We start from the raw sequence: 22,080 nt of genomic DNA on the forward strand, positions 1-22,080 counted from the left end.
GTTTATTCGCCAGGAAGTGGCTCGGTAGGCCAGGTTTCCACCCACGGCAGACCGTATTCATTGAGGTCAGCCATGAAGGGATCGGGGTTGAGTTGCTCGACGTTCCAGACGCCGGGCTGGCGATACTCTTCATTGGTGAGGAGCTGCTTGGCGGCGATCATGGCTGGTACACCGGTGGTGTAGCTGACGCCCTGGCTATTCGTTTCCTTGTAGCAGTCTTCGTGGTCCTTGATGTTGTAAACGTAGTAGCGTTTGAACTTACCATCTTTGCCCGTGCCTTCGATCCAGTTGCCGATGCAGGTCTTGCCTTTGGTATCGGCACCCAGAGTGCCCGGCTCAGGCAGCAAGGTCTTGAGGAACTCGATGGGGATGATCGGCACGCCTTTGTGGATCACAGGATCAATGCGGGTCATGCCCACATTCACCAGCACTTCCATGTGCTTGATGTATTGGTCGCCGAAGGTCATCCAAAAGCGGGCGCGGCGGATGTCGAAATGTTTGGTCAGAGACTCCAGCTCTTCGTGATACAGGCAATAGATGTTCTTGGGCCCGATGCCGTCCGGGAAGGGAAAGCTGCGTTTGATTTCGAGCGGTTTGGTTTCTACCCAGGCACCATTTTCCCAGTAACGGCCATTGGCGGTGACTTCGCGGAGGTTGATCTCGGGGTTGAAATTGGTGGCGAAGGCCTTGCCGTGATCGCCTGCATTGCAGTCGAGGATGTCCAGCGTATCGATCTTGCTGAAGTGATGCTTCAGGGCGTAGGCGGTGTACACATTGGTCACGCCCGGGTCGAACCCGCAGCCGAGCAGGGCAGTGAGGCCGGCGGCTTTGAATTTTTCCTGGTAAGCCCACTGCCAGTGGTATTCAAACTTGGCGACATCGCGTGGCTCATAATTGGCGGTGTCAATGTAGTGCACACCGGCCTCAAGGCAGGCATCCATGATGGTGAGATCCTGGTAAGGCAGGGCCACATTGATGACAACCTCCGGCTGGAATTCCTTCAGCAGCTTGACCAGCTCGGGCACATTGTCCGCATCCACAGCGGCGGTCTGGATGGGGCGGCTCAATTCCGCCGCGATGCTGTCGCACTTGGATTTGGTGCGGGAGGCGAGCATGATCTCGCTAAAAACGTCGGGGAGCTGAGCGCATTTGTGGGTGACCACGCGGCCAACGCCGCCTGCGCCGATGATGAGAACTTTTGCCATAGAGTCTGCAAGGGTGGCGGTGATGAAACGGGAGTCAAGCGACGCGGTGTGAAAGTAACTTTAAGACTCAACGTGGGCCGCTGAGGGTTAGAAGTGGGCCTTTGGCGCTGTATTTTTATTTCCCAACCCACGTATCCACCTACCATTTGTCCCTTTCCCATGTTTTCACTCGCTCATAAAACCGCTGTCATCACAGGTGCAGGCTCTGGCATCGGTCAGGCCATCGCTCTGCTTTTTGCCCGTCAGGGAGCACATGTGGAGGTGCTGGATCTGAAGTTGGAATCTGCCCAGGTGACCGTGGATCAAATCGTAGCGGAAGGTGGCAGCGCGCGGGCCATGGCCTGTGATGTGGGGGATCACGCCGGGGTGAAAAAGGTCTTTGATGACATCAGCGTGCGCCGTCCACGGCTGGACATCCTGGTGAACAATGCGGGCATCGCCCACATCGGCACCGTCTTGACCACTACGGAGGCGGACATGGACCGGCTTTACCAGATCAACATCAAAGGGGTGTTTAATTGCTCCCAAGCCGCCATTGAGAGAATGGTGGCACAGGGTGGGGGTGTGGTGCTGAACATGTGCTCCATCGCGGCGCAGATGGGATTGGCAGATCGGTTTGCGTACTCGATGACCAAGGGTGCGGTGCTGATGATGACCTACTCGATGGCGAAGGACTACATCAAGCAAGGCATTCGCTGCAACTGCATCAGCCCGGCCCGTGTGCACACGCCCTTTGTGGATGGGTATCTGGCCAAAACCTATCCGGGCCAGGAAGAGGCGATGTTTCAAAAGCTCAGTGAGGCCCAACCGATCGGCCGCATGGCTCAGCCCTCCGAGATCGCTGCTTTGGCGCTGTATCTGTGCAGCGACGAGGCGGGGTTCATCACCGGTAGCTCGTACCCCATTGATGGAGGTGCCGTGAACCTGCGGTGATGCATCATCGTAGCTACGAGGATTCCTGACGACAGTTCGTCGTCACTTGTTGGGTGCAACATCTCTGTTGGTTGAACGGCTGGCGAAACATCTCGACAACTGCGTCCGTTTTCGTTTCCCTCTCCTTCGCATGAAACTGCCCTTCTTTCTCGCCTTTGCCCTCTCGGCTTCCTTTACCAACGCTGAAAACTGGCCCAACTGGCGTGGTCCGAATCTGGATGGTTCCAGCCCGGAGAAAAACCTGCCGGCGAAGTTTAGCAAAACCGAAGGCGTCAAATGGGCGGTGGATGTGCCTGCTATCTCGGCCTCCGTGCCGGTGGTGTGGGGAGACAAAGTTTTTATCACGGCACCCATCGTGGAGAAGCAACAGCTCGTGGGCCTGTGCTACGATGCCAAAACGGGCAAGGAGCTGTGGCGCAAGGTGGTCTCTGAAGGGGGACTGCAATGGGACAACAAGAGCAATCTCGCCAGCCCCTCTCCCGTGACGGATGGGGAGCGTGTGGTGTTTCTGTTTGCCGATGCGGTAGCGGCCAGCTTTGACCTCGAAGGCAACCTTCAGTGGAAGCGTGATTTCAAAGAAACCCACGGGGCATTTGCCACCCAGTGGACCTATGGCAGCAGCCCAATGATGGACGGCGGCAAACTGTACATCCAGGTGCTACAGCGCAATGAGACCTTCGAGTTTCAGGGTTTCCCCAAAGGCACGCCGGGCAAGGACATGACCAGCTATGTTCTGGCCGTGGACCCTGCGACAGGCAAAGATGTGTGGAAACAACTGCGCAAAACCCCTGCTGAAGTGGAATCCCTGGAAGCCTTTAGCTCACCTGTTTTCACCACGCATGGCGGCAAGCGAGTGATGCTGATTTCAGGTGGTGACACCCTGACTTTGCACGATGCAGCTACGGGCACTGAGTATGCTCGTCTGGCCACCTGGAACCTGGCGGGTGAAGGGTATAACAAATTCTTCCGTCTCGTACCTTCGCCTGTCGTGGGCGATGGCATCGCGCTTGTCTGTGCGCCGAAAAATTCCCCGGTGTTTGCCATGCCGCTGGATAGCAAGGGCCAGGATGTGCCGCCGCTGTGGACCAGCAACCCGAAGGAAGTGACCACGGATGTTTCCACCCCCGCCTTCTATGAGGGCAGCTTTTACGTTCTGGACAGTGGCCGCCGCACCGTGAGTCGTGTGGAGCCGAAGACAGGCAAGGTAATCTGGACGGGCGAAACCGGTAGCAAGGCCAAGTTTGAAAGCAGCCCCACCGTGGCTGATGGCAAGATCTACATGACCAATTTCTGGGGCGAGGTCTATGTGGTCAAAGCAGGTGGTGACAGCTTTGAGCTTCTGAGCATGAATGAAATGGGCAATGGCAGCAAACCGAATGGCGACGCCGCAAGCTGCCGCAGCAGCATCGCCGCTGCCAATGGCTGCCTCTACATCCGCACCCAGGACAAGCTGTACTGCGTGGGCCAGTGAGGTGAGGGGGCGATTCTGACACACTCCTTACAAGCCTCTTACCGGGAGCTGACGCATCTGAAAATAGATCGGTTATGATCATTGCACATTGAGGCACGCGAAGGCGGACTCAGTGACGAATTTCAGATAGTGGGTTGTCTTCTGGCTGTTGGTGACCTTCGAAAAATTTCAGGGCGGACCGAGTGGTTCGCCCTGATTTTTTTTGCTCGGTTGGCTGAGTTTGCGCCAGCAGATATTCACCATCCAGGTCATGAGACTTAAAATCGTGGCAGGTAACCACCCGACAAAGGCTATGGCTATTACGGCTGGCCCCTCAGGGAAAGCAGACCAAACACGTCGGTCACCTGTCCATTTCATCGCTAAGTAAGGTGAGATGAAGCAACCCCAGACGTACCAGGCTAGTAAGCCCATCCAAGCTGGAAAGATGCCCACCCAGGGGCTGCGGAACTTCCAGATCAACAGGAGATAGGGCAGCAGGAGCACGATCAGCAAAGGAATGGATATCCAGTCGAGCAAATCTAGCACCCAGGCGGTATGAGGATCTTCACGTGCCGAAGCCAGCCTAGCAGCGGCTCTTTTCATCCAGTCATCCGAGGAGTCCATGGGTCGGGGCTTTTATGATTGAGGTCTTGCCTGATTCAACCCTCGAAGGCTGTGCGACATGATACCGAAACTGCAAATCACGAAGCTGACAATTGCACCAGGAAGCCAGCCAAACAGGGCCATGGGTAGGATGCCCATTGAGGGGAATGCCTCTGCTAAAATGTCCTCTCCCGTCCATTCGATCACGAGATATGGGGCAACGCCGCCCATCAAGACATGCCATATAAACCAGCCCGCCCAGCCCCATCGGATACTGCGTGCTAGGCTTCTGAAGTTGTGGGATTTCCAAGCCAGCCAGATGCAGGGTGCTAGACAGAGTAACAATAAGGTCCAGCCGATCCAATCTACAAAGGTCATCACCCAGTCGGTATGCAGATCTTCACGCGCTTCGGCAATGGCGGCGCGAATCTCTGAGTGGCTCATGACTGGACGATGTGAAGGGCGCGCGCCTACAAAGCAGAGCAGTCAGGAGTGCCAGCTTCACTGCTAGCGGATCAGGCCGCGGGCGATGATAGCATCCACGGGATTGAAATCATCAGTGAAGACTTGGCCATTGGTCGGAAGATACTGCGCGGGAACGTGGGTGCGCAGGAGGCGAGCCTGCCAGGTGTTTTCGGGGAAGTGCTGATTCAAGACCACGTTGGACAGGTCATGATGGGAGGCCAGTATAATGACGTTTTGGGAGGTGGTGCGACTGCCTTGCACGGCGAAGATTTGCAGGTGAGGAAACACCTCTTTCAGAGTGGCCAGCATGCCGGCGAGGAGCTCCGATTTCTCTCCCTGCACGGCGGAGATGACGTTCATGGTGTAAACGCCTTCCGGGGTGAGGTGGTCGGAGATGAGCTGGAAAAATTCCTTGGTGGTGAGGTGGGCGGGGATGGCCTGCATGCCATTGTAGGCATCGCCAAAGATGAGGTCCCATTTTTTTTCACCACTGGTGCGCAGGTAATGGCGGGCATCGCCGGCGGAGGCTTTGACGCGTGGGTATTCATCCAGCTTGAAAAACTGGCGGCCGGTTTCGATGACAGCCGGGTCCAGTTCGGCCACATCCACGGTGGCTTCTGGGAAAGTGCGAGAGACTTCCTCTGGCATGCCAAAGGCCCCGGCGCCGATGAAGAGAGCGCTCTGGATGGGGCGGTCCTGCAGCATGGCCAGCCGCCAGTAGTGCTGGTAAGCCAGGATGAGATCGCCCGTTTCAGGATTCATGCCGCCTTCATGGGTGGAGTCCAGCTTTAGCAGGCGGCGGCGGTTTGGGCTCACGCCTTCCTCCGTCACCTGGATGCGGTGGTAAAAGGATTCATGCTCGTAAATGACGCCTAGGGCCGGGGTGGGGGACGAGAGGGAGCCGATGAGGCCGGCGATAACTCCGGCAATAAGCACCTTGGCCGATTGAGCGCTACCTTTGCCCGTGAGGAAGAAGGCCAGAACAGCCAGGGCCAGCAAGAGGACGGCGGTGCCGATGAAGATGCTACGCACACCAAAGTTCCCTAACAGGAAAAAGCCCGAGAGGAAGGTGCCGACGAAACTGCCCAGCGAGCCGAGCATGCTGATGGTGCCTGCGGCCCCGCCGATGTGGCTGTCCTGAGAGGTGAGGCTGTAAAGGCGAACCGCTGCGGGTGAAACGGCACCCAAGAGTGCTCCCGGCACGGCCAGGAGGAAAAGCGAGAACATCACCGGACCATCAATGAGGCCGCCTTTGGCAAAAGCGGGGCCAAACCAGGTGCTGAGTGCGGGGATGAAGAAGGTCAGTAGGGCTACGCCGGCGAGCAACCAACCTAGGACATCCAGCCCAGCGCGTTTGTCTGCCAAGCGCCCGCCCATGTAACCACCGACACTGAAGGCGATGAGGATGACGCCAATGAGGGCTGTCCAAGTATAGACGCTGTTGCCAAACAGTGGGGAGAGCAGGCGCGCGGCGCTGATTTCAATGACCATCATGGCGGCCCCTGAAAAGAAACAGGCCGCGCCCAAAAAGAGCCGGGTGGGACGAAGGCGGTCAGTCTTTTCCTGCGGAGAGGATGAGGTGGGCGTGGGGGCTTTGGACATCTGCGGAAAATGGGGATGCCGCAGTATTCAGTGCGGCGGGAATGGCTGGCAAGACGAGATTCTCAACAGCCTCGGCAAAGTGGCCTGCGCAATTTCCCGTCAATCCTCAGTCGTTGTAGAAAACCAAGCTGGCGATCTTCCAGCCCTCGGGAGTTTTGACGAGCGTGAAGTAGTCTGTGCCTGTCACGGTTTCGCGGCCCTTAGTCAGCTTCCAACGCACGGCGGCCTGGGCCACGCGGGCATCGCCTGAGATTTTCATGTCGGTGGGCACCTCGGTCATCGGCTCGGGCGAGCGCTCATGCCCCAGCTTTTGCCCGTGGATGAAATCGGTGAGGCCTTGGCTATCGGTCTGGCCTTTAGCTCCGACGAAACTGATTCGCGCTGTGGGGTGGAAGCACGACTGGTAACCCGTCATGTCCTTGGCTGACCACGTGGAAAAATACCGCTGTAGGAAGGTTTCGATCTCGGGCTGGTCAGCGGGAGCGGCTGGACTGCACGCCACAAGCAGACAGCATAGCCAAAGAGCGGAGAGGAAACGCATGACGGTGGAGATGTTATTCCTCCACCTGTTCCTCGGGGACGCCCATGAGGGAGAGCAGGCGATTGAGATCTTCCACTCCGTAATAATCGATCTCGATGTGGCCCTTCTTCTCAGCATGGCGGACGGAAACATTGGTCGTGAGATGGTGCATGAGCCGCTGTTCCACGGATTCGATGGCGCTATTGACCTCATTGTCACCCAGCACCGGTTTTGGCGGTGGGGGATTGAGGATGCCGCTGGCCAGCTTTTCCGCCGCACGAACGGTGAGGCCTTTTTTGACGATTTCTTCGGCGGCGCGCTCTTGGTTTTCCGCGTCCTTCAGGGTCAGCAGGACTTTGGCGTGGCCCGTGCTGAGTTTACCCGTGGAGAGAAGATTCTGGACGGGAGAAGCCAGGTCCAGTAGGCGCATGGTATTGGCCACAGTGGCACGATTTTTACCCACACGCTGGGCGATGTCTTCCTGGCGCATGGAGAAGTCCTTGGCGAGGCGCTCGTAGGCGCGGGCTTCTTCGATGGGGTTGAGGTCTTCGCGCTGCAGGTTTTCGATCAGCGCCATCTCAAGCACGTCTTTGTCAGACGCTTCGCGAACAATGACGGGCACTTCTTTGAGCCCCAACTCACGAGAAGCGCGGAAGCGGCGCTCACCTGCGATGAGTTCCAGCTTGCCATTCACCTGGCGAACGATCAGTGGCTGGATGATGCCGTGTTCCTTGATGGACTCCATCAATTCGGCCAATTGTTCCTGCACAAATTCTTTGCGAGGCTGAAGAGGGCTAGGAACGATCTGTTCAAGGCCGACCCGATTGACCACATCGCCCGGCGCAGGCTGGGCCAGTGCTGGGGGACGCAATGAGCTGACCCCGGCGGGTTGTGCCGAGATCAGTGCTCCTAGTCCTTTGCCGAGTGCTGGTTTTGCCATAAGGGGTCGAGGTTAAAGACTCCGCCCCCGATGGCAAATGAGTTTTAGCTCTGATTCAGCCTCATCTTGTCAGAAAAGGCTGACGAGCCTCCAGCTTCACCCCTCGGAATTGGGTGGGGAAATCTCTGATCGGGCGATTTATGGTCACTGATGCTCAACCTTGGGAGGCTGATTTATTCATCGTCTCGGGCGCTGAGGCCAGAACCGATGAGAAGGATACGAAAGCCGACATCGGCCTCGCGTGAGGCAGGTGAAAGCTTGCGGCGGTAAGAAGCTAGCAACTGCTGGCGCTCGGATGTGGTAAAGGCAGCCCCACGTGCCACCCCCTCTGCGCTGGTGGTGTCCCAGGGATCGGCCACCCATTCCCAGACATTGCCGGAAAGGTCAAACAGGCCGCGACTATCCGCCCGCAGGCTACCGACTGGCGCAAGACCTGCGGCACCATCATCGTAGCCGAGAACTGACTTTTTCCCGGTCGGATCGGCGGATTTGTCCTGTAGGTTGGCCACTTTGACCGTGGGGGACGGGGTGAATCCCCAGGGATAAATGCCTTCGATGCGGTTGCTACGGTCCGCAGGGGTGGCCCCGACTTCGCGCGGAAGGTAGGCGGCCATGCTCCATTCATCATCGGTGGGGAGACGATATTCTTGGTCGGGTTCCAGCAGGCCCTTGCCGCGTTCACGATCTGTGAGCCAGCGGCAGAATTGCTCGGCCTCGGCACGCGTCACGTGGGTGACGGGGAGATCGAGATCGGCATCCAAGATGCGGCCTTCGACAGGTGGTAGATTGGTGCTGCGGGCAAACTCGGCGAAGTCCTTCCGCCGGGTCTCGATGGTGGCCAGCATGGAGCGGCCCATGGGCACCATTTTGATGTCCAGGCTGTTTTCCCAGGGCTTGCCAAAAACCGCCGAGCCAGTGGCCTTCAGGCGCAGGTTAAAGCTCATGGCTTGGCCCTCTTTGAGATTGCCCCGCGCGAACTCACTTTTATAACCCGGCAGCCTGACCTCGTATTCAAATTTGGCTGCCCGAACGCGGGAGAGTTGCAAGGGTGTGCGCCCGACGGACTGCTCTCCCTCATAGACCTCGGCCCCACGGGGTGTGCTGTCCAGACTGATGCGGCCATAGGGGACCCGCACGATTTCGGTGCGGATAGCCTGCCAGTCGGATCGGGTGGTGGTGCCTTTTTGTGTGGGGATATTGGCCACTCGCCAGGAGTATTCGTGGTCAATGTCTAGGCGACCACTTTGACGGTCTCGCTGAGTCATCCAGTCACAAAACGCATCGGCATCGGCATCCTGGATCATGACACAGTTCAAGGTCTTTTTATCCGGGGTGACGAACTGCACCACGCCGAACTCTGCTGGACGCTGGGTGGCATTCTGGAAGTCGAGAAATAGAGTAACCTCGACGGGGAGATCCGCGATGTGGCGATCCTTGCTGAAGGTGAACCACTGGCGGTAAACGTTCTGCCAGGGGCGGCCTTTCTGCGGTGGTTGCGGCAGTGGCGGTGCAGCTTTGATGGGCAGGGGAAGCTCATAGGCCCACTCATCCTGGTACTTTGCGGCGGTGATGCTAGCCCCCGTGAGGGCGGAGCCCACCAAGGTGAAAACGGCTGCACGGCTAAAACGACGGAAGAAGGTTTCGGGGCGTTTTTCACCCACGCGTTGCAGGGCTTCAGCAAACTCGCCTGCGGTCTGAAAGCGCTCTTTCAGATCTGGGGCGCAGGCTTTGCAGATCACACGATTCAGATCCAGCCAAAAGGGCCATTCATCATCGCCTAGATTGATGGGGACTTCCGGAAATTCCATGCGGTCTTTACCGCTGCTCATTTCATAAAGCACCTTGCCCAGGCTGTAGATATCGGCCTGGGCCGTGCCGGGACCTTCCGGTGGAACAAACCCCTCCGTGCCGACAAAGGTGCGCTCGCCAAAACCAGCCACAAGACCGATGTCTGCCAGCTTGCAGACGCCTCCACAGAAAATGATGTTGGATGGCTTGATGTCGCGGTGGGTCAACCCGCGATTGTGCATGTAGTAAAGAGCATCCGCCAGATAGACGCCAGCATCCCGGCAAAAGATGAGATCAAGCCGCCCATGCCGCTTCATATCCGTGCCGAGCGTGCGAGGAACGTAAGTGGCGACGCTCTCAAAGTTGGGCCCTTCTTCTGCATCATCCGCCAGTTCCATGACGCAGTAGTAAAACCCGCGCTGCTCATTCCATCCTACATGCAGAATGTGGACCATGCAGGGATGGCCACGGGAAATGGGCTCAAACTGCTGAATGCCAAGGAATTCACGATGAAAGGTGCGGGTGAGTTCGAAGTCCTCGCGCCAGACGATTTTCACGGCGCGGTAGGCCCCCGTCACGCTTTGGGCCAGCCAAACTTCGCCATAAGCTCCAGAGCCTATGCGTTTGATCAGCGTGTAGTCAGGAATGAGGATGTCATCCCGGTGCGAAGGCGGGCCATCTTTATCGCGTGGCCCTCGGGGGCCCCGTGGTGGCGCGGGGAGCTGAATGCCTGCCTGGGAGTCAGCTGGGGACGCCTCGTCATCGCCGGAGGGACCCGGCGGTGGGAAGGGGACAGAGGCTGGTCGCGACATTTAGATATAAAAACGATACGTGCCATTCTCCCAAGACTCAATCTTTGCCTGCGGCAACCTTGCAAAATCACGCGCGACGCCAGCGGGCCACTAGCAGCAGCAGCCAGCCCAGCATCATGCAAACGCCTCCAAAAGGGGTGACATAGACCAACCATTTCGTTTGAGTGACGGCATGCAGGTAAAGAGAACCGCTGAAAAGTAGCACGCCGATGAATAAAAAATTCCACGCCCAGGTGCCGCGCTTTCCACCCATGGCACCTGCGAGGGCGAGACTGGCGAGCAATATGGCGTGAGGGAGATGGTAACTGACGCCCGTTTTCCAGTTTTCCAATGTGCCAGCAGCCAGCATGGCATCATGCAGCTTTCCGTGGGCTCCTGTAGCCCCGAGCCAGATGGCGGTCAAACCTACCAGGGCTGAAAGGCGGAGGCGGAGGGTGTCAGGTTGCATCTCCATCACGGGAGACGGGGGTTTGGGAAATGCAAATCAAGAAAACAAAACCGCCTCAGAAGCTCAAGGCTCTGAGGCGGTGGAAGGATCGATTTTTCAGTCGGGCAGATTAGCGGCCAAAGAAAAAGCTAGCGGCGGCACGATGGTGCGGAGGAATGGGGAAGCTGGGGCGGTGGCTGCTATGGTGGTGTCCATGACCATGGCCATGATGGCTGGAGCGCGAGTAACAACTACGGCAGGAGCTGTGGCTGGTGTGCTGTGTCACCCAGTGGCCGATGGGGTGACCGTAACGGTCACGACCACAGATCTGGTAAACCGAATAGATCGGGGCTCCACAAGGATGATAACTCACAATGCGGCGGTCATTGTGGCAGTAATCACGGGCGCTTGATTCCGTGGGGGTGATAAAGCCGATACCGGTAACGACAGCGAGGATGGCGATGATCTTTTTCATAGGGATGAACTTGAGTTCAGTGCATCTGACTGGCGTGCTGAAAAAGTTATTCAGGCCGTCGTTAATTTTTTTTGAGAGGTCATCTTTTCCGCCTGGGGTGGGGATTCAACAGTGTTGAGAATGGGGAGCTAAAGCAGTTTTGGACGTGAAGAGGATGATTGAGCGGTGTCGTTAAAAAGTAGTGATATTATTTTATTAAAGTTTGTTAGGTGTTCGAGGTTTGCAGGTTCGAGGTATTTGATCGGGCTATGGCAGTGTCTCGATCAAGGGGCAGAAAAAAAGCGGTGCTCCTGACTGGCAGGGGCACCGCTTTTGAAAAAGAGCTAAGCTCAGTTTTCGAATTTCTTCACCAGCAGGGCGGAGTTATGTCCGCCGAAGCCAAAGCTGTTGCTCAGGGCGGCATTGACTTTGGTCGCACGGGCAGTGTTGGCGACGATGTCCACATCCACTTCTGGGTCCAGGTTTTCCACGTTGATGGTCGGAGGGACGATCTGGTCACGAATGGCCAAGATACACGCGGCGAGTTCGATACCGCCCGCAGCGCCTAACAAGTGACCCGTCATGGACTTCGTGCCGGAGACGAGGAGGCCCTTCTGGGCGTATTCGCCAAAGGTGCGCTTGATGGCACGCAGCTCGCACATGTCACCCACGGGGGTGGAGGTGGCGTGGGCATTCACATACTGCACATCGGTCGGATTCAGTTTGGCATGGCGGAAGGCCATCTCCATGCATTTGGAGGCACCGAGACCTTCAGGATGCGGAGCGGTGAGGTGGTAGGCATCTGCCGTGACTCCGTAACCGGCGAGTTCGGCATAGATGGTGGCACCGCGTTTTTTGGCGTGCTCCAGCTCCTCGATGACGACCACACCGGCACCTTCACCCATGACAAAGCCATCACGGCCAGTGTCCCACGGACGGGAGGCGCGTTCCGGGTCATCATTGCGCATGGAAAGCGCCTTCATGTTGGCAAAGCCAGACAAGCCGCACGGGCGGATGGAAGCTTCAGAGCCACCGCAAACGATGGCATCGGCATCGCCGAATTTGATGATGCGCCAGGCTTCGCCAATGTTGTTGTTGGAAGTGGCACAGGCGGTGGTGATGCACATGTTCGGCCCCATGAAGCCAAACTCGGTCGCGATCATGCCCGTGGCGATGTTCGTGATCATCATCGGAATGAGGAACGGGGAGACGCGATTCGGTCCTTTGTTCAAAAGGATTTCATACTGCGTCTCGATGGTGCTCAGACCACCGATACCGCTGCCGACCATGACGCCAATGCGGTGTGGGTCCAGGCTATCGGGGTTGAGCCCGCTATCCTTGACGGCCATCTTGGAGGCGGCCATGGCGAGCTGGAAAAAGCGGTCAGCACGGCGAGCCTCCTTATGATTGTTAAAGTAAGGGGTGGGATCGAAGTCCACCACCTCACCTGCGATTTTGCAATCGTAGTTGGTGGTGTCCATGCTCTGGATACGGCGAATGCCGCTCTTTCCAGCCTGGAGGTTTTTCCAGAAATCGTCTTTGTTATTCCCCAAGGGAGAAACGGTTCCGATTCCAGTGATAACGACGCGACGTTCGGTCATGTTGGTCAGTTGATGGGGTGAGTTGGAGTGTTCAGAGAACACGCTTTGCCCATGGGGGCAAGAGATTTCAATGGCTGCTATTTCGGAGGCGGACGTGGCCAATGACGATGCAAACGGCCTCCGGTGGAGGTACTCGCGGTTACGAAAGTAGGTCTGCTGGATGCAAAAATCCTGCTTTCTGAGGGGGGATTGCCCATTTTTGCCTGGCTTCAAACCTCCAAAAAAACAGGCGGAGCCTAAGCTCCGCCTGCCTATCAAATGGATTTTGTTAGAACACTGCTTGAGAGCAGGGCCGGAGAATTAATTCTCTTCTTTACCGTTCAGATTCTTGGTGCTGGCATTCGTGCTACCCGTGGTGCTGCCTGCGGTACCTGGGCCCGTGCCGTTTTTGCCCACCCCGGTAGAACTGCTGGCATCACGTGTGGCCTCAATATTGGCGGGGCGCGCGGCGGCAAATTCCTCAATGCTCAGGCTCGCATCCGCATTCACGTCCAGTTCTTTGAATCGAATCTCTTTATTCGGAGTTTCTTGGGGCTTGGCATCGTTATCTTTACCAGTGATCCCACCCGTGCTGCCGGTGGTGCTGCCTGCCGTGCCTGGGCCTGTGCCATTTTTACCCACACCGGTGGAGCTGCTGGCATCACGCGCCGGATTGGCCTCAGCCTCTGAGAAGTAGGCGAACTCCAGGATGCTGATCAGCCGATCTTTGTTCGTATCGAGTTTTTCGAATTGCTCCACAACACCTTTGGGGAGTTTAGCCGCATCATCCACACGGGATGGATCTGTCGTGCCTGTAGCAGCGGCGTCTTTGGCGTCGGCTTGCTTTTCTTCGGTCGCTGTTGGAGTGGCGGCCTTGGCAGGTTGACCCGCAGGAGTCTGGGCTATCATCAAAGAAGGGGCTAAAAACAGGCCAGCAGCAGCTAGGGGGAGATAAGATGATTTTTTCATGGGTTTTTTAAATGGAAGGTTTTCATTCGGAATACCCGCAGCGGTGAGTCAGATGCATGCCAGCAACCTGAGCCCCTCGCGGGTCCAATTTAAATTCGTCCCCGATGGATGAAGTGGCCCCCTTGCCATTAAGAAACTTCGTTCCGTTAGCCATCCTGTGGCTCAAATGCGCAGTCTGAATTTTTTACATACCTTTGGTTAGAAGGTAATGCTTCGGCTTCCCATGGCGCTGTTTGTTTGTCAGCGGTGGCAGGTCCAGATGAAAGAGATGGCGCAGGGTTTTGTCGTGCTGCTTCAGGGCTCGGCGTGCCTCTTCTTGCAAGGCCAGCCAGCGCCGCCAGGGATGAGCAGGGGCGTGAGTGATGTGGCGGAGCAGGCTCAACCATTCCACGTAGGCGCGGGAGATATCGCCCTCGGCCACGTCCTGGCGCAGTTCGCGGGTGCCGGGGCGTTCTGGATGCAGGAGGGTATCTAGCAGTTCGGCAGCGCCCTCGCCATAGTCCAACGGCAGGCCATTTTCCAGGTAGCCGGGATGATTGATGAAGCCGTAGGTATTCCGGCAGGCAGCGCCGAGCCGTTCAGATCCGCAGGTCACGGGCAGGTCAAATTTGGTGCCGCTGCGCAGGTTGGCCATGTGCGGGATGATTTCATCCACGGGGTAACCTTCATCCTCCAAAGCGGCTGCGATGGCCAAACCTTCCCCCCCTTGAAAGAAGGAGAAAATTTCCCCTCTCCGGGTCGGCGTGCCGGCTTCATCAATGAGCCCGAGCGAGCGCCAAGCATGAATGGGGGAGCCGGGCCGCGGCTGACGATCTGTGGCGGTGGTGGCCGTTTCATCCACGTGAACACCGGTGTCATTCTTCACCACGATGGTGCGTTCCCGTGGCTGAAACAGCGGGCGGTCATGGGAATCGTGATACACGGGCACCTCCACTTCGCCGAGATCGAAGATGGCAAAGACGAGGCCTTCTTTGGCAATCGTTCCTGTGAGGCGGGGGAGTGCCTCGGCAAAGAGATCGCCATTTTGACCTTCCAACAAAGCGGCTGCGAGGGCTGGGGAATGCAGGATTTCGATCTCCTCTAGCGGTACCGATTCCGCCCGGCGTGGCAGTTTCAGCAGCTTGCGCAGGCTTTTCGTGGGGCGCAAATGACCGGGAGTTTCCTCCAAAGGCTGCCCCAGGGGGATCTCCACACCGTAGTGATCTTTTCGGATCTTTCCCACGCGGCCAATGCCGTGAGCAAAGCGCGCCACGAAGCCGGGGATGCTCAACGCAGGGCCGATTTTGTCCACGCTCGCGAGCCAGACTATGCCTAACGGCAAGCGTTGCAATGGAGTGCTGGCGCGGCGCTCCCACTCTCCTTTGGAATTGAGGATCTGCTTTTCTGTAGCTTCCAGGCCAAATAGCGCCTTTTCCGTCTTGGGCGCATGCATGGTCTCTGGTGCATTTTCCTCGAGGCCTAACAAAGGCGGTGCTTTGGCATAAAGGCGGCCTGCAAAGTGTTCCGCTGACTGAAATGTGTTGGCCCCAGTCTGGGAGGCGTGCTTCATGACGCGGAGAAAAATGGGCCAGGCGAGGAGCTCGCCACGGTGCAGCCGAGCAGGCCGGGCATCCATCAGCGTGGGGCTCTGGCGGGTGGTGACGACGAAGCCTTTTTCATCCAGGCCCCGGCGGCCCGCGCGGCCATACATTTGCAGCAGCTCATCCGGCGTCAGTTTGTGCTCAGCCTTGCCATCGTGAAAGGTGGTGGCGGCCACATGCACACTGCGCACGGAGAAATTGATGCCGGCGGAAAGGCCCATCGTCGCCACAATAACGCGGAGCTGTCCGGCCTTGGCCAGGGGTTCGATGACCCCCGCCCGGGCAGCATAAGACAGGCCGCTGTGGTGGAAGGCGATGCGTTTTTCCAGCAGGGCCGTGAGGTCCTTACCACACACCGCGCGTTGCTCATGGGTGAGGTCCAGAGATTCACCATGCGGGAGATCTGCCGCCAGCCTGCGGGCGATGGATTCCGCCTCTTTCCGCCGAGGTGAAAAAATGAGCAGGGGTGCGAGATCTGCCAGCATGACAGCGGCGGCAAATTTAGGCCAAAAATGCTCGAAGTGCCGCGCCATCCGCTGAGGTAGGGCTTCCCAAGGGGCCTCCTCCAGTGGTACGGGACGTTCTTTGGTCTGCACCACCTCGGCGGAGCGGCCTAGGCGTCGCAGCCAGGCCACGATGTCGTCGGGATTGGCGACGGAGCCGCTCAGAAGTAGAAGGCGTGTGTCCGCCGGTGCCAGCGCGATGGCGGCTTCATAATGACTGCCGCGGGCTGCATCGGCGATCATTTGATATTCATCAATGACCAGCATGGCGGGGCCCTCGCCACGCACAAGGCGTTCGAGCTGTGTTTCTAATGTGGCCACGACGACGGGTGCGCCAACATTTTCAGATACATCCCCCGTGGCGATGCCCACATCCCATTTGGCTTCTTTCCATTCCGCATACTTGTCATTGGCCAGGGCCCGGGTGGGCACGGTGTAAACGGCCTGCCCCTGGAGGGAACGCGACTGATGCAGCAGTTCGAAAATGTAGGTTTTGCCCGCTCCCGTAGGTGCGCTGACCACCACATCCGTGCCATCGCGCAGCAGGTTGACGGCCTGATGCTGCCAGACATCGGGTAGCTTGAGGGTATTCAGAGAAGGAAGCATTGGGATAACGCGTCTGTTCTGGTTACGAACGGGAAGGTGCGGGCGCAAGCCTTCAGTCATGGGGCAGGCGTGATTAGATGTTGTCTTTTCCAGCAACCTCACTGCAAGATATGGGCCCCAACCCCTGTTCCTTGCCTCCGCTCATGAAGTCCAGCCTCGTTACCCTTTTCGCTCTCACGGCCTTGTCCGCCCAGGCCGCGCCCACATTTAAAAAAATCACCCTCACGGAGGAATTCGTGGCGGAGGGGGCGCACTTTGCGGATTTCGATCACGATGGTGACAACGACATCTGTGCTGGACCTTACATCTGGAAGGGGCCAGATTTCAAAGAGCGTGTCGAGTTCACCAAGCCTGCCGACAAGGCTTACGATCCAGGCAAAGGTTACAGCGACTATTTCCTGACCTACACCCACGACTTCAATAGCGATGGCTGGAGTGACATCCTGGTCTTTTCCTGGCCGGGCAAGGAGACCTGGGTGTTTGAAAACCCGCAGAACAAAGGTGGTCACTGGACGCGCCACACCATTTTTGATGTCACGGATAACGAGTCCCCGACGCTGGGTGACATGAATGGCGATGGCAAACCGGAGCTGGTCTGCCACACGAGTGCCGGTGTGCAGCCCTCCAAAGGTGGTCGCCTGGGCTTTGCGGAGATTGACTGGGCTGCCCCCTTTGGCAAAGCCCGCTTCCGCCCCATCACGCCGGTGACTGAGGAGAACGATAAGAAATACTTCCGCTACACTCATGGTTATGGCTTTGGCGATGTGAATGGCGATGGCCGTGCGGATCTGCTGACGAAAGAAGGCTGGTTCGAGCAGCCTGCGGACATGAAGGAAGATAAGGACTGGGTCTTCCACGCGGCGGCTTTTGCCCCTGAAGGCGCACGCGGCGGTTCCTTCATCCTGGTCAATGATGTGAATGCTGATGGTCGCAATGACGTCATCAGCAGCCACGATGCACATGGCTTTGGCCTGAGCTGGTATGAGCAGAACAAAGATGGCAGCTTCACCGCTCACAAGCTCATGGGCAGCACCGTGGAGGACAGCCCAGTGGGCGTGAAATTCAGCCAGCTTCACGCCATGCAACTCGCTGACATGGATGGCGACGGTGTGCTGGATCTGGTGACGGGCAAACGCCGCTGGGCCCACGGCCCGCTCAAGGACGATGAGCCGAATGCTGCCCCGGTGCTCTACTGGTTCAAGATCAAGCCTGATGGCAAAGGCGGCGCAACCTTCACGGCGAACCTCATTGACGACAATAGCGGCGTGGGCACGGAAGTGACCCCCGGCGATGTCAACAAAGACGGCAAGCTGGATGTCGTGGTCGGCAATAAAAAAGGCGTCTTCGTCTTTCTTCAGGAATAACCAAATCTGTGTTTTCAGGCCTCCCACGTGCAAAAAGTGATTGCCGTGCGGAGGCCTTTTCTCTGTAATTGCCCGCGTTTCTCCCGACCATGAGCTCCAAATCTGCCACTCCCTCGACTACGCCCGACATGAAGTTGTTCTGGGCCTGTTTCATCGCCCTCGTTGCCACTTCCTTTGTTTTTGGAGTGCGCGCAAACACCATGTTGCAGCTCCAAAATGAGTTCAATCTGTCTGAGCAGCAGAAAGGCAACATCGGCGGCGCGGGCATGTGGCCTTTTGCCATCAGCATCATCTTTTTCAGCCTGGTGATTGACCGCATCGGGTACAAGCTGGTCGCCCTCTTTGCCATCGCCTGCCACACCATTTCCTTGATCCTCACGGTGCAGGCCACGGGTTACTCTTCCTTTTACTGGGCCACCCTGCTCATCGCCATTGCCAACGGTTCGGTGGAAGCTTTTGTGAATCCGGTGGTCGCCACCATGTTCCCTCGGGATAAGGCCAAATGGCTGAACATCCTGCACGCAGGCTGGCCAGCGGGTCTCGCTCTGGGAGCCCTGGCCACGGCACTGTGTGAGGCGCAGACTTGGCAGTTTAAATACTCACTGTGCTTTATCCCGCTGGTTATTTATGCGGTGCTCACGCTGCCTCGCATGTTCCCTGTCAATGAGCGTGTGGCGGCGGGTGTCAGCTACCGCGACATGCTAAAGGAAGTGGGCGGTGTCGGTTTCTTCATCCTGGGTTCCTTGCTCTATTTTGCCATCATGCAGATGGCTGGGAAACAGGTCTCGCTGGTCTCATCGGCGACGATGGGTGCCGTCATCGGAGCGGCGGCTTTCATTTACACCCGTTCCCCTGGCAACTGGCTCTTCTTGGTGGTGCTCATCACCATCGGGCCCCTGGCCACCACAGAACTGGGCACCGATGGCTGGATGCCCGACCTCCTAAAACTCAGTGGGCCTGATTTCCCCAATTTTGAGACCTGGATCTTTGTCTATGTCTCTGCCGTCATGACCGTGCTGCGGTTTTACGCGGGCCCCATCGTCCACCGTTTCTCGCCCATCGGGCTGCTGGTTATCGGCGCTTCCATCGCCATCGTGGGCCTGCTCCTGCTGTCGAATTCCGTCGGCTGGGCGATCCTGGGAGCCTCGACGATCTACGCCCTGGGCAAGACCTTTCTCTGGAGCACCACTCTGGGCATGACCTCCGAGCAATTCCCCAAAGGCGGCGCGCTGACTCTCAATGGCGTTTCCGCCGTGGGTGTCTTGTTTCTCGGGGTTCTGGGCAGCCCCTACATCGGTTACAAGCAGGACATGGACATGGAGAAAAGGCTCAGCTCCACGGAACATGCTGCTCTCTACGCTCAGGTGAAGGGTGAATCCAAAGATGGCATGTTTGGTCTCACGCCGACCCTTGATCAGGAAAAGATCAAGGCACTGCCTGCTCCTGAGCAGAAGCAGCTGGAAGCCGTCCAAGCCGCCAACAAGCGCGGGGCCTTCACCACCATCGCCATTTTGCCCACCTTCATGCTGGTCTGTTATTTGGGCCTGTTCTTCTACTTCCGGAGCCGTGGCGGGTATAAACCTGTCGAAATTGGCGGGCATTGATACGTTTCTGCCCACTTTTTTCCTTGTGAGCACCATTTGCCCCACCTAAAACAAGCCCGCTTTGCCAGGACGGGGTCATTCCCGACGTTAAGGCACTCCCGATTCACCCATCGCAAATCCGCAATCAACCCAATACAACAAACACATGTCAGCAAAATCAGAAGGCATAGCACCTAACGCCAGCCGGCTCCTCTGGGCCGGATTCATGGCCATCCTCGCCGCCGGCGTCGGCTTCGCCATTCGTGGCGGTATCTTTGACAACTGGGGCAAAGAGTTCGGATTCACCGGCGCTCAATTGGGTGCTATCGGTGGTGCCGGTTTCTCTGGTTTCTGTTTTGGCATCATCCTGGGTGGGGTGATCGTGGATAAAATCGGTTACGGTAAGCTGGTCGCTCTGGCTCTACTCTGCCACGTGGTTTCTGCTTTTGTGACCTTCGGTGCTAGCACCCCTGAGAATGCTTACAATTACCTGTTCTGGGGCATGTTTATCTTCGCCTACGCGAATGGTACCTTGGAAGCTGTGGCGAACCCATTAGTGGCCACTTTGTTCCCTCACAAGCGCACGCATTACCTGAATATCCTTCATGCCTCCTGGCCTGCTGGGATGGTGCTGGGTTCCGTTGCTGGTTGGGTGCTTGACGATAAGATGGCTCTTAACTGGAAGCTTCAGCTCGCTCTTTACCTCGTCCCTACCGCTCTTTACGCGATCATGTTCATTGGGCAGAAATTCCCGAAATCCGAAGCTGCCGAAAAAGGCGCCAGCTTTGTGCAGATGTTCAAACCAGTCGGTATCCTCGGCGCTGTGGTTGCATGTTATCTGCTCGCCCTGTTCTTTGGTGACATCGCAAAAGCCTTCTCTCCTGACAATGCCAAAGTCATTGGTTATGGCATCGGTGGTGTGCTTCTGATCACCGTGGCGGTCATCACTAAGTTCTCCTTTGGTTCTATCCTCCTCTTCGTTCTCTATGTGACCCACGCGATGGTTGGAGCGGTCGAACTCGGCACGGACGGCTGGATCCAAAACATCACCGGCAACCTATTCACTTCTGAGCAGGGCAAATATCTCTTCATCTGGACTTCTGCGATCATGTTCAGCCTGCGCTTCTGTGCTCACTGGATCGAAACGAAGCTCAAGCTTTCTCCGATTGGCCTTCTGCTTGTTTGCTCGGTCATCGCCTGCATTGGTTTGAATCTCGCCAGCGGGATGCAGACTTTCGGCATGGCGATGGTTGCTCTGGGCATCTATGCTATCGGCAAGACCTTCTTCTGGCCAACCATGCTGGCCGTCATTGGTGACCGCTACCCGCAGACAGGTGCTGTGGCTATGTCCATCATGGGTGGTATCGGTATGCTTTCCGCTGGTTTGATCGGTGGCCCAGGCCTTGGTTATGGCAAAGACCGCTTTGCTGGCGAAGCCCTTCAAAAGGCCGATGCAGCCATCTACGCAGAATACAAAGCCGAGAAGCCAAGCACCTTCCTCAATCTGGAGTCCACTGCGGCTTTCGGTCTGGATGGCAAGAAGTTGGCTGAAGCCAAGGAAGCTAAAGAGAAAACTCCCGCTCAGCAGACTGTGGTCGATGCCGACCAGAAGGGGGATCGCGCGACTCTGAAGGCCGACTCCTTCATTCCGATGACTATGGCAGGAATCTATCTCCTGCTCTTGATCTACTTCAAGGCCATTGGTGGTTACCGCACGGTGAAGATTGACGAGCAGGTTGCATAAGCTTCCGCGACTCTTTTAATTCTGAGACGGCGTCCTTTTGCAGGGACGCCGTTTTTTTGCACCCAGATGTTGCCTGCATTTCACGCTTGCTCATCGCCCAAAACCCAGAACCTTGAACCCAGAACATCCTCCCCTCCTTTTCCATGCCGACCTACGTTTACGAAACCATTCCACAGTTTGAAGGCGATCTGCCCAAGCGTTTTGAAATTCGCCAGAGCATGAAGGACAGTGCTTTGACTCAGCACCCCGACAGTGGCCAGCCCGTGCGGCGTGTGCCTATTGGTGGCACGGGCGTAATGGGCGGCAGCAGCAGTGCAGGCAGCGCCTCCTCCTCAGGTGGTGGTTCCTGTGGCACTGGTTGCGGCTGCCATTGACCCTCGGTGCGTGCGGTAGGGGGGCTGGCACCTCCTTTTTCCGGATCTCGCCCGCGCCTTCAAAAAATGAGCCTCATAGGACATACTCGTCCCATGAGGCTATTTTCACTTTGGTCATCCACTGACCTGCCTTGGCCATCGGCCTCAGGCCACCACCAGCGTCACCGGAATGTTTCCGCGCGTGGCGTGGGAGTAAGGGCAGACGATGTGGGCTTTGGCCACGAGGTCTTCCACCACACTCTTTTCCAAACCGGGGACATGGATGGTGAGCGTGACTTCCAGTCCGAATCCTTCGCCATCATCCCGGGCACCGATGCCCACCTGACCCGTAACGGTGGCATCACTCGGAATCAGGATCTTGGCTTTGCCGGCGACGAACTTCAGTGCGCCCAGGAAACAGGCGGAGTAACCAGCGGCAAAAAGCTGCTCAGGGTTGGTGCCGGGCCCGCCGCCGCCACCGAGTTCCTTCGGTGTGGAAAGGGTCACGGAGAGGACGCCATCGGCCGTGGCCGATTTGCCTTCACGGCCGCCTGTCGAGGTGGCCTGGGTGGTGTAGAGAACTTTCATGAGTGGTGATG

The 22,080-nt window shown here is 57.3% G+C and carries 19 protein-coding genes; 6 read left to right on the forward strand and 13 right to left on the reverse strand.

Translation table 11 applies throughout. The features are described from left to right. Window positions 1-2: 2 nt before the first annotated feature. Window positions 3-1,205, reverse strand: a complete 1,203-nt coding sequence (locus HNQ64_RS10390) for a saccharopine dehydrogenase family protein (protein WP_184208192.1) — start codon at window positions 1,203-1,205, stop codon at window positions 3-5. 159 nt (window positions 1,206-1,364) lie between these two features. Between HNQ64_RS10390 and HNQ64_RS10395 the strand changes: the two genes are divergently transcribed. Further along, complete coding sequence (locus HNQ64_RS10395) at window positions 1,365-2,138, forward strand: SDR family NAD(P)-dependent oxidoreductase (protein ID WP_184208194.1); 774 nt, start codon at window positions 1,365-1,367, stop codon at window positions 2,136-2,138. Window positions 2,139-2,268: 130 nt separating this feature from the next. Continuing rightward, window positions 2,269-3,609, forward strand: coding sequence for an outer membrane protein assembly factor BamB family protein (locus HNQ64_RS10400; RefSeq protein WP_184208196.1), 1,341 nt, complete (start codon window positions 2,269-2,271; stop codon window positions 3,607-3,609). A 168-nt stretch (window positions 3,610-3,777) separates the two neighbouring features. On the opposite strand, the gene HNQ64_RS10405 is transcribed toward HNQ64_RS10400, so the two are convergent. The 11 genes from HNQ64_RS10405 to HNQ64_RS10455 all read right to left on the reverse strand — a co-directional run bounded on the left by HNQ64_RS10405 (window position 3,778) and on the right by HNQ64_RS10455 (window position 16,437). After that, entirely contained in the window at window positions 3,778-4,212 is a 435-nt protein-coding gene (locus tag HNQ64_RS10405; protein WP_184208198.1) for a hypothetical protein, read from the reverse strand. 12 nt (window positions 4,213-4,224) lie between these two features. After that, window positions 4,225-4,635 carry a hypothetical protein gene (locus HNQ64_RS10410; RefSeq protein WP_184208200.1) on the reverse strand — a complete coding sequence of 137 codons (411 nt, stop codon included), beginning with the start codon at window positions 4,633-4,635 and terminating at the stop codon, window positions 4,225-4,227. Window positions 4,636-4,698: 63 nt separating this feature from the next. Next, the gene (locus HNQ64_RS10415; protein WP_184208202.1) at window positions 4,699-6,258 is read right to left on the reverse strand and encodes a fused MFS/spermidine synthase; all 1,560 of its coding nucleotides are present in this window, start codon (window positions 6,256-6,258) and stop codon (window positions 4,699-4,701) included. Window positions 6,259-6,364: 106 nt separating this feature from the next. Further along, window positions 6,365-6,799, reverse strand: coding sequence for a nuclear transport factor 2 family protein (locus tag HNQ64_RS10420; RefSeq protein ID WP_184208204.1), 435 nt, complete (start codon window positions 6,797-6,799; stop codon window positions 6,365-6,367). A gap of 13 nt (window positions 6,800-6,812) precedes the next feature. Further along, a complete protein-coding gene (locus tag HNQ64_RS10425) occupies window positions 6,813-7,718 on the reverse strand; it encodes a ParB/RepB/Spo0J family partition protein (RefSeq protein ID WP_184208206.1) in 906 nt (301 codons plus the stop codon). Between the two features lie 173 nt (window positions 7,719-7,891). Further along, the gene (locus tag HNQ64_RS10430) at window positions 7,892-10,318 is read right to left on the reverse strand and encodes a bifunctional serine/threonine-protein kinase/formylglycine-generating enzyme family protein (RefSeq protein ID WP_184208216.1); all 2,427 of its coding nucleotides are present in this window, start codon (window positions 10,316-10,318) and stop codon (window positions 7,892-7,894) included. A gap of 67 nt (window positions 10,319-10,385) precedes the next feature. Further along, entirely contained in the window at window positions 10,386-10,766 is a 381-nt protein-coding gene (locus HNQ64_RS10435; RefSeq protein ID WP_184208218.1) for a DUF423 domain-containing protein, read from the reverse strand. 109 nt (window positions 10,767-10,875) lie between these two features. Next, window positions 10,876-11,220 carry a hypothetical protein gene (locus HNQ64_RS10440; RefSeq protein WP_184208219.1) on the reverse strand — a complete coding sequence of 115 codons (345 nt, stop codon included), beginning with the start codon at window positions 11,218-11,220 and terminating at the stop codon, window positions 10,876-10,878. A 329-nt stretch (window positions 11,221-11,549) separates the two neighbouring features. Next, window positions 11,550-12,800 carry a beta-ketoacyl-ACP synthase II gene (fabF, locus tag HNQ64_RS10445; RefSeq protein WP_184208221.1) on the reverse strand — a complete coding sequence of 417 codons (1,251 nt, stop codon included), beginning with the start codon at window positions 12,798-12,800 and terminating at the stop codon, window positions 11,550-11,552. A 300-nt stretch (window positions 12,801-13,100) separates the two neighbouring features. After that, on the reverse strand, window positions 13,101-13,748 hold the full coding sequence (locus tag HNQ64_RS10450; RefSeq protein ID WP_184208223.1) for a hypothetical protein: 648 nt from the start codon (window positions 13,746-13,748) through the stop codon (window positions 13,101-13,103). Window positions 13,749-13,932: 184 nt separating this feature from the next. Further along, window positions 13,933-16,437 carry a DEAD/DEAH box helicase gene (locus HNQ64_RS10455; RefSeq protein ID WP_184208225.1) on the reverse strand — a complete coding sequence of 835 codons (2,505 nt, stop codon included), beginning with the start codon at window positions 16,435-16,437 and terminating at the stop codon, window positions 13,933-13,935. Between the two features lie 143 nt (window positions 16,438-16,580). Between HNQ64_RS10455 and HNQ64_RS10460 the strand changes: the two genes are divergently transcribed. The 4 genes from HNQ64_RS10460 (at window position 16,581) to HNQ64_RS10475 (ending at window position 21,502) form a co-directional block, all read left to right on the forward strand. Next, window positions 16,581-17,801: an FG-GAP repeat domain-containing protein gene (locus HNQ64_RS10460; RefSeq protein WP_184208227.1), complete on the forward strand. Its 1,221-nt coding sequence runs from the start codon at window positions 16,581-16,583 to the stop codon at window positions 17,799-17,801. Between the two features lie 89 nt (window positions 17,802-17,890). After that, window positions 17,891-19,405 carry an MFS transporter gene (locus tag HNQ64_RS10465; protein ID WP_184208229.1) on the forward strand — a complete coding sequence of 505 codons (1,515 nt, stop codon included), beginning with the start codon at window positions 17,891-17,893 and terminating at the stop codon, window positions 19,403-19,405. A gap of 145 nt (window positions 19,406-19,550) precedes the next feature. After that, window positions 19,551-21,128, forward strand: a complete 1,578-nt coding sequence (locus tag HNQ64_RS10470) for an MFS transporter (protein ID WP_184208231.1) — start codon at window positions 19,551-19,553, stop codon at window positions 21,126-21,128. 143 nt (window positions 21,129-21,271) lie between these two features. Continuing rightward, a complete protein-coding gene (locus HNQ64_RS10475; protein ID WP_184208233.1) occupies window positions 21,272-21,502 on the forward strand; it encodes an FmdB family zinc ribbon protein in 231 nt (76 codons plus the stop codon). A gap of 144 nt (window positions 21,503-21,646) precedes the next feature. Here the strand turns inward: HNQ64_RS10475 and HNQ64_RS10480 are convergent, their stop codons facing one another. Next, entirely contained in the window at window positions 21,647-22,069 is a 423-nt protein-coding gene (locus HNQ64_RS10480) for an organic hydroperoxide resistance protein (RefSeq protein ID WP_184208235.1), read from the reverse strand. Between the last annotated feature and the right edge of the window lie 11 nt (window positions 22,070-22,080).

Source organism: Prosthecobacter dejongeii (assembly GCF_014203045.1).
Taxonomy (GTDB): Bacteria; Verrucomicrobiota; Verrucomicrobiia; order Verrucomicrobiales; family Verrucomicrobiaceae; genus Prosthecobacter; species Prosthecobacter dejongeii.

Excerpts from the sequence above, each read along its gene's own strand:
- HNQ64_RS10390 (WP_184208192.1), bottom strand. The coding sequence starts at position 1,205 with ATGGCAAAAGTTCTCATCATCGGCGCAGGCGGCGTTGGCCGCGTGGTC.
- HNQ64_RS10395 (WP_184208194.1), top strand. The coding sequence starts at position 1,365 with ATGTTTTCACTCGCTCATAAAACCGCTGTCATCACAGGTGCAGGCTCT.
- HNQ64_RS10400 (WP_184208196.1), top strand. The coding sequence starts at position 2,269 with ATGAAACTGCCCTTCTTTCTCGCCTTTGCCCTCTCGGCTTCCTTTACC.
- HNQ64_RS10405 (WP_184208198.1), bottom strand. The coding sequence starts at position 4,212 with ATGGACTCCTCGGATGACTGGATGAAAAGAGCCGCTGCTAGGCTGGCT.
- HNQ64_RS10410 (WP_184208200.1), bottom strand. The coding sequence starts at position 4,635 with ATGAGCCACTCAGAGATTCGCGCCGCCATTGCCGAAGCGCGTGAAGAT.
- HNQ64_RS10415 (WP_184208202.1), bottom strand. The coding sequence starts at position 6,258 with ATGTCCAAAGCCCCCACGCCCACCTCATCCTCTCCGCAGGAAAAGACT.
- HNQ64_RS10420 (WP_184208204.1), bottom strand. The coding sequence starts at position 6,799 with ATGCGTTTCCTCTCCGCTCTTTGGCTATGCTGTCTGCTTGTGGCGTGC.
- HNQ64_RS10425 (WP_184208206.1), bottom strand. The coding sequence starts at position 7,718 with ATGGCAAAACCAGCACTCGGCAAAGGACTAGGAGCACTGATCTCGGCA.
- HNQ64_RS10430 (WP_184208216.1), bottom strand. The coding sequence starts at position 10,318 with ATGTCGCGACCAGCCTCTGTCCCCTTCCCACCGCCGGGTCCCTCCGGC.
- HNQ64_RS10435 (WP_184208218.1), bottom strand. The coding sequence starts at position 10,766 with ATGCAACCTGACACCCTCCGCCTCCGCCTTTCAGCCCTGGTAGGTTTG.
- HNQ64_RS10440 (WP_184208219.1), bottom strand. The coding sequence starts at position 11,220 with ATGAAAAAGATCATCGCCATCCTCGCTGTCGTTACCGGTATCGGCTTT.
- fabF (WP_184208221.1), bottom strand. The coding sequence starts at position 12,800 with ATGACCGAACGTCGCGTCGTTATCACTGGAATCGGAACCGTTTCTCCC.
- HNQ64_RS10450 (WP_184208223.1), bottom strand. The coding sequence starts at position 13,748 with ATGAAAAAATCATCTTATCTCCCCCTAGCTGCTGCTGGCCTGTTTTTA.
- HNQ64_RS10455 (WP_184208225.1), bottom strand. The coding sequence starts at position 16,437 with ATGCTTCCTTCTCTGAATACCCTCAAGCTACCCGATGTCTGGCAGCAT.
- HNQ64_RS10460 (WP_184208227.1), top strand. The coding sequence starts at position 16,581 with ATGAAGTCCAGCCTCGTTACCCTTTTCGCTCTCACGGCCTTGTCCGCC.
- HNQ64_RS10465 (WP_184208229.1), top strand. The coding sequence starts at position 17,891 with ATGAGCTCCAAATCTGCCACTCCCTCGACTACGCCCGACATGAAGTTG.
- HNQ64_RS10470 (WP_184208231.1), top strand. The coding sequence starts at position 19,551 with ATGTCAGCAAAATCAGAAGGCATAGCACCTAACGCCAGCCGGCTCCTC.
- HNQ64_RS10475 (WP_184208233.1), top strand. The coding sequence starts at position 21,272 with ATGCCGACCTACGTTTACGAAACCATTCCACAGTTTGAAGGCGATCTG.
- HNQ64_RS10480 (WP_184208235.1), bottom strand. The coding sequence starts at position 22,069 with ATGAAAGTTCTCTACACCACCCAGGCCACCTCGACAGGCGGCCGTGAA.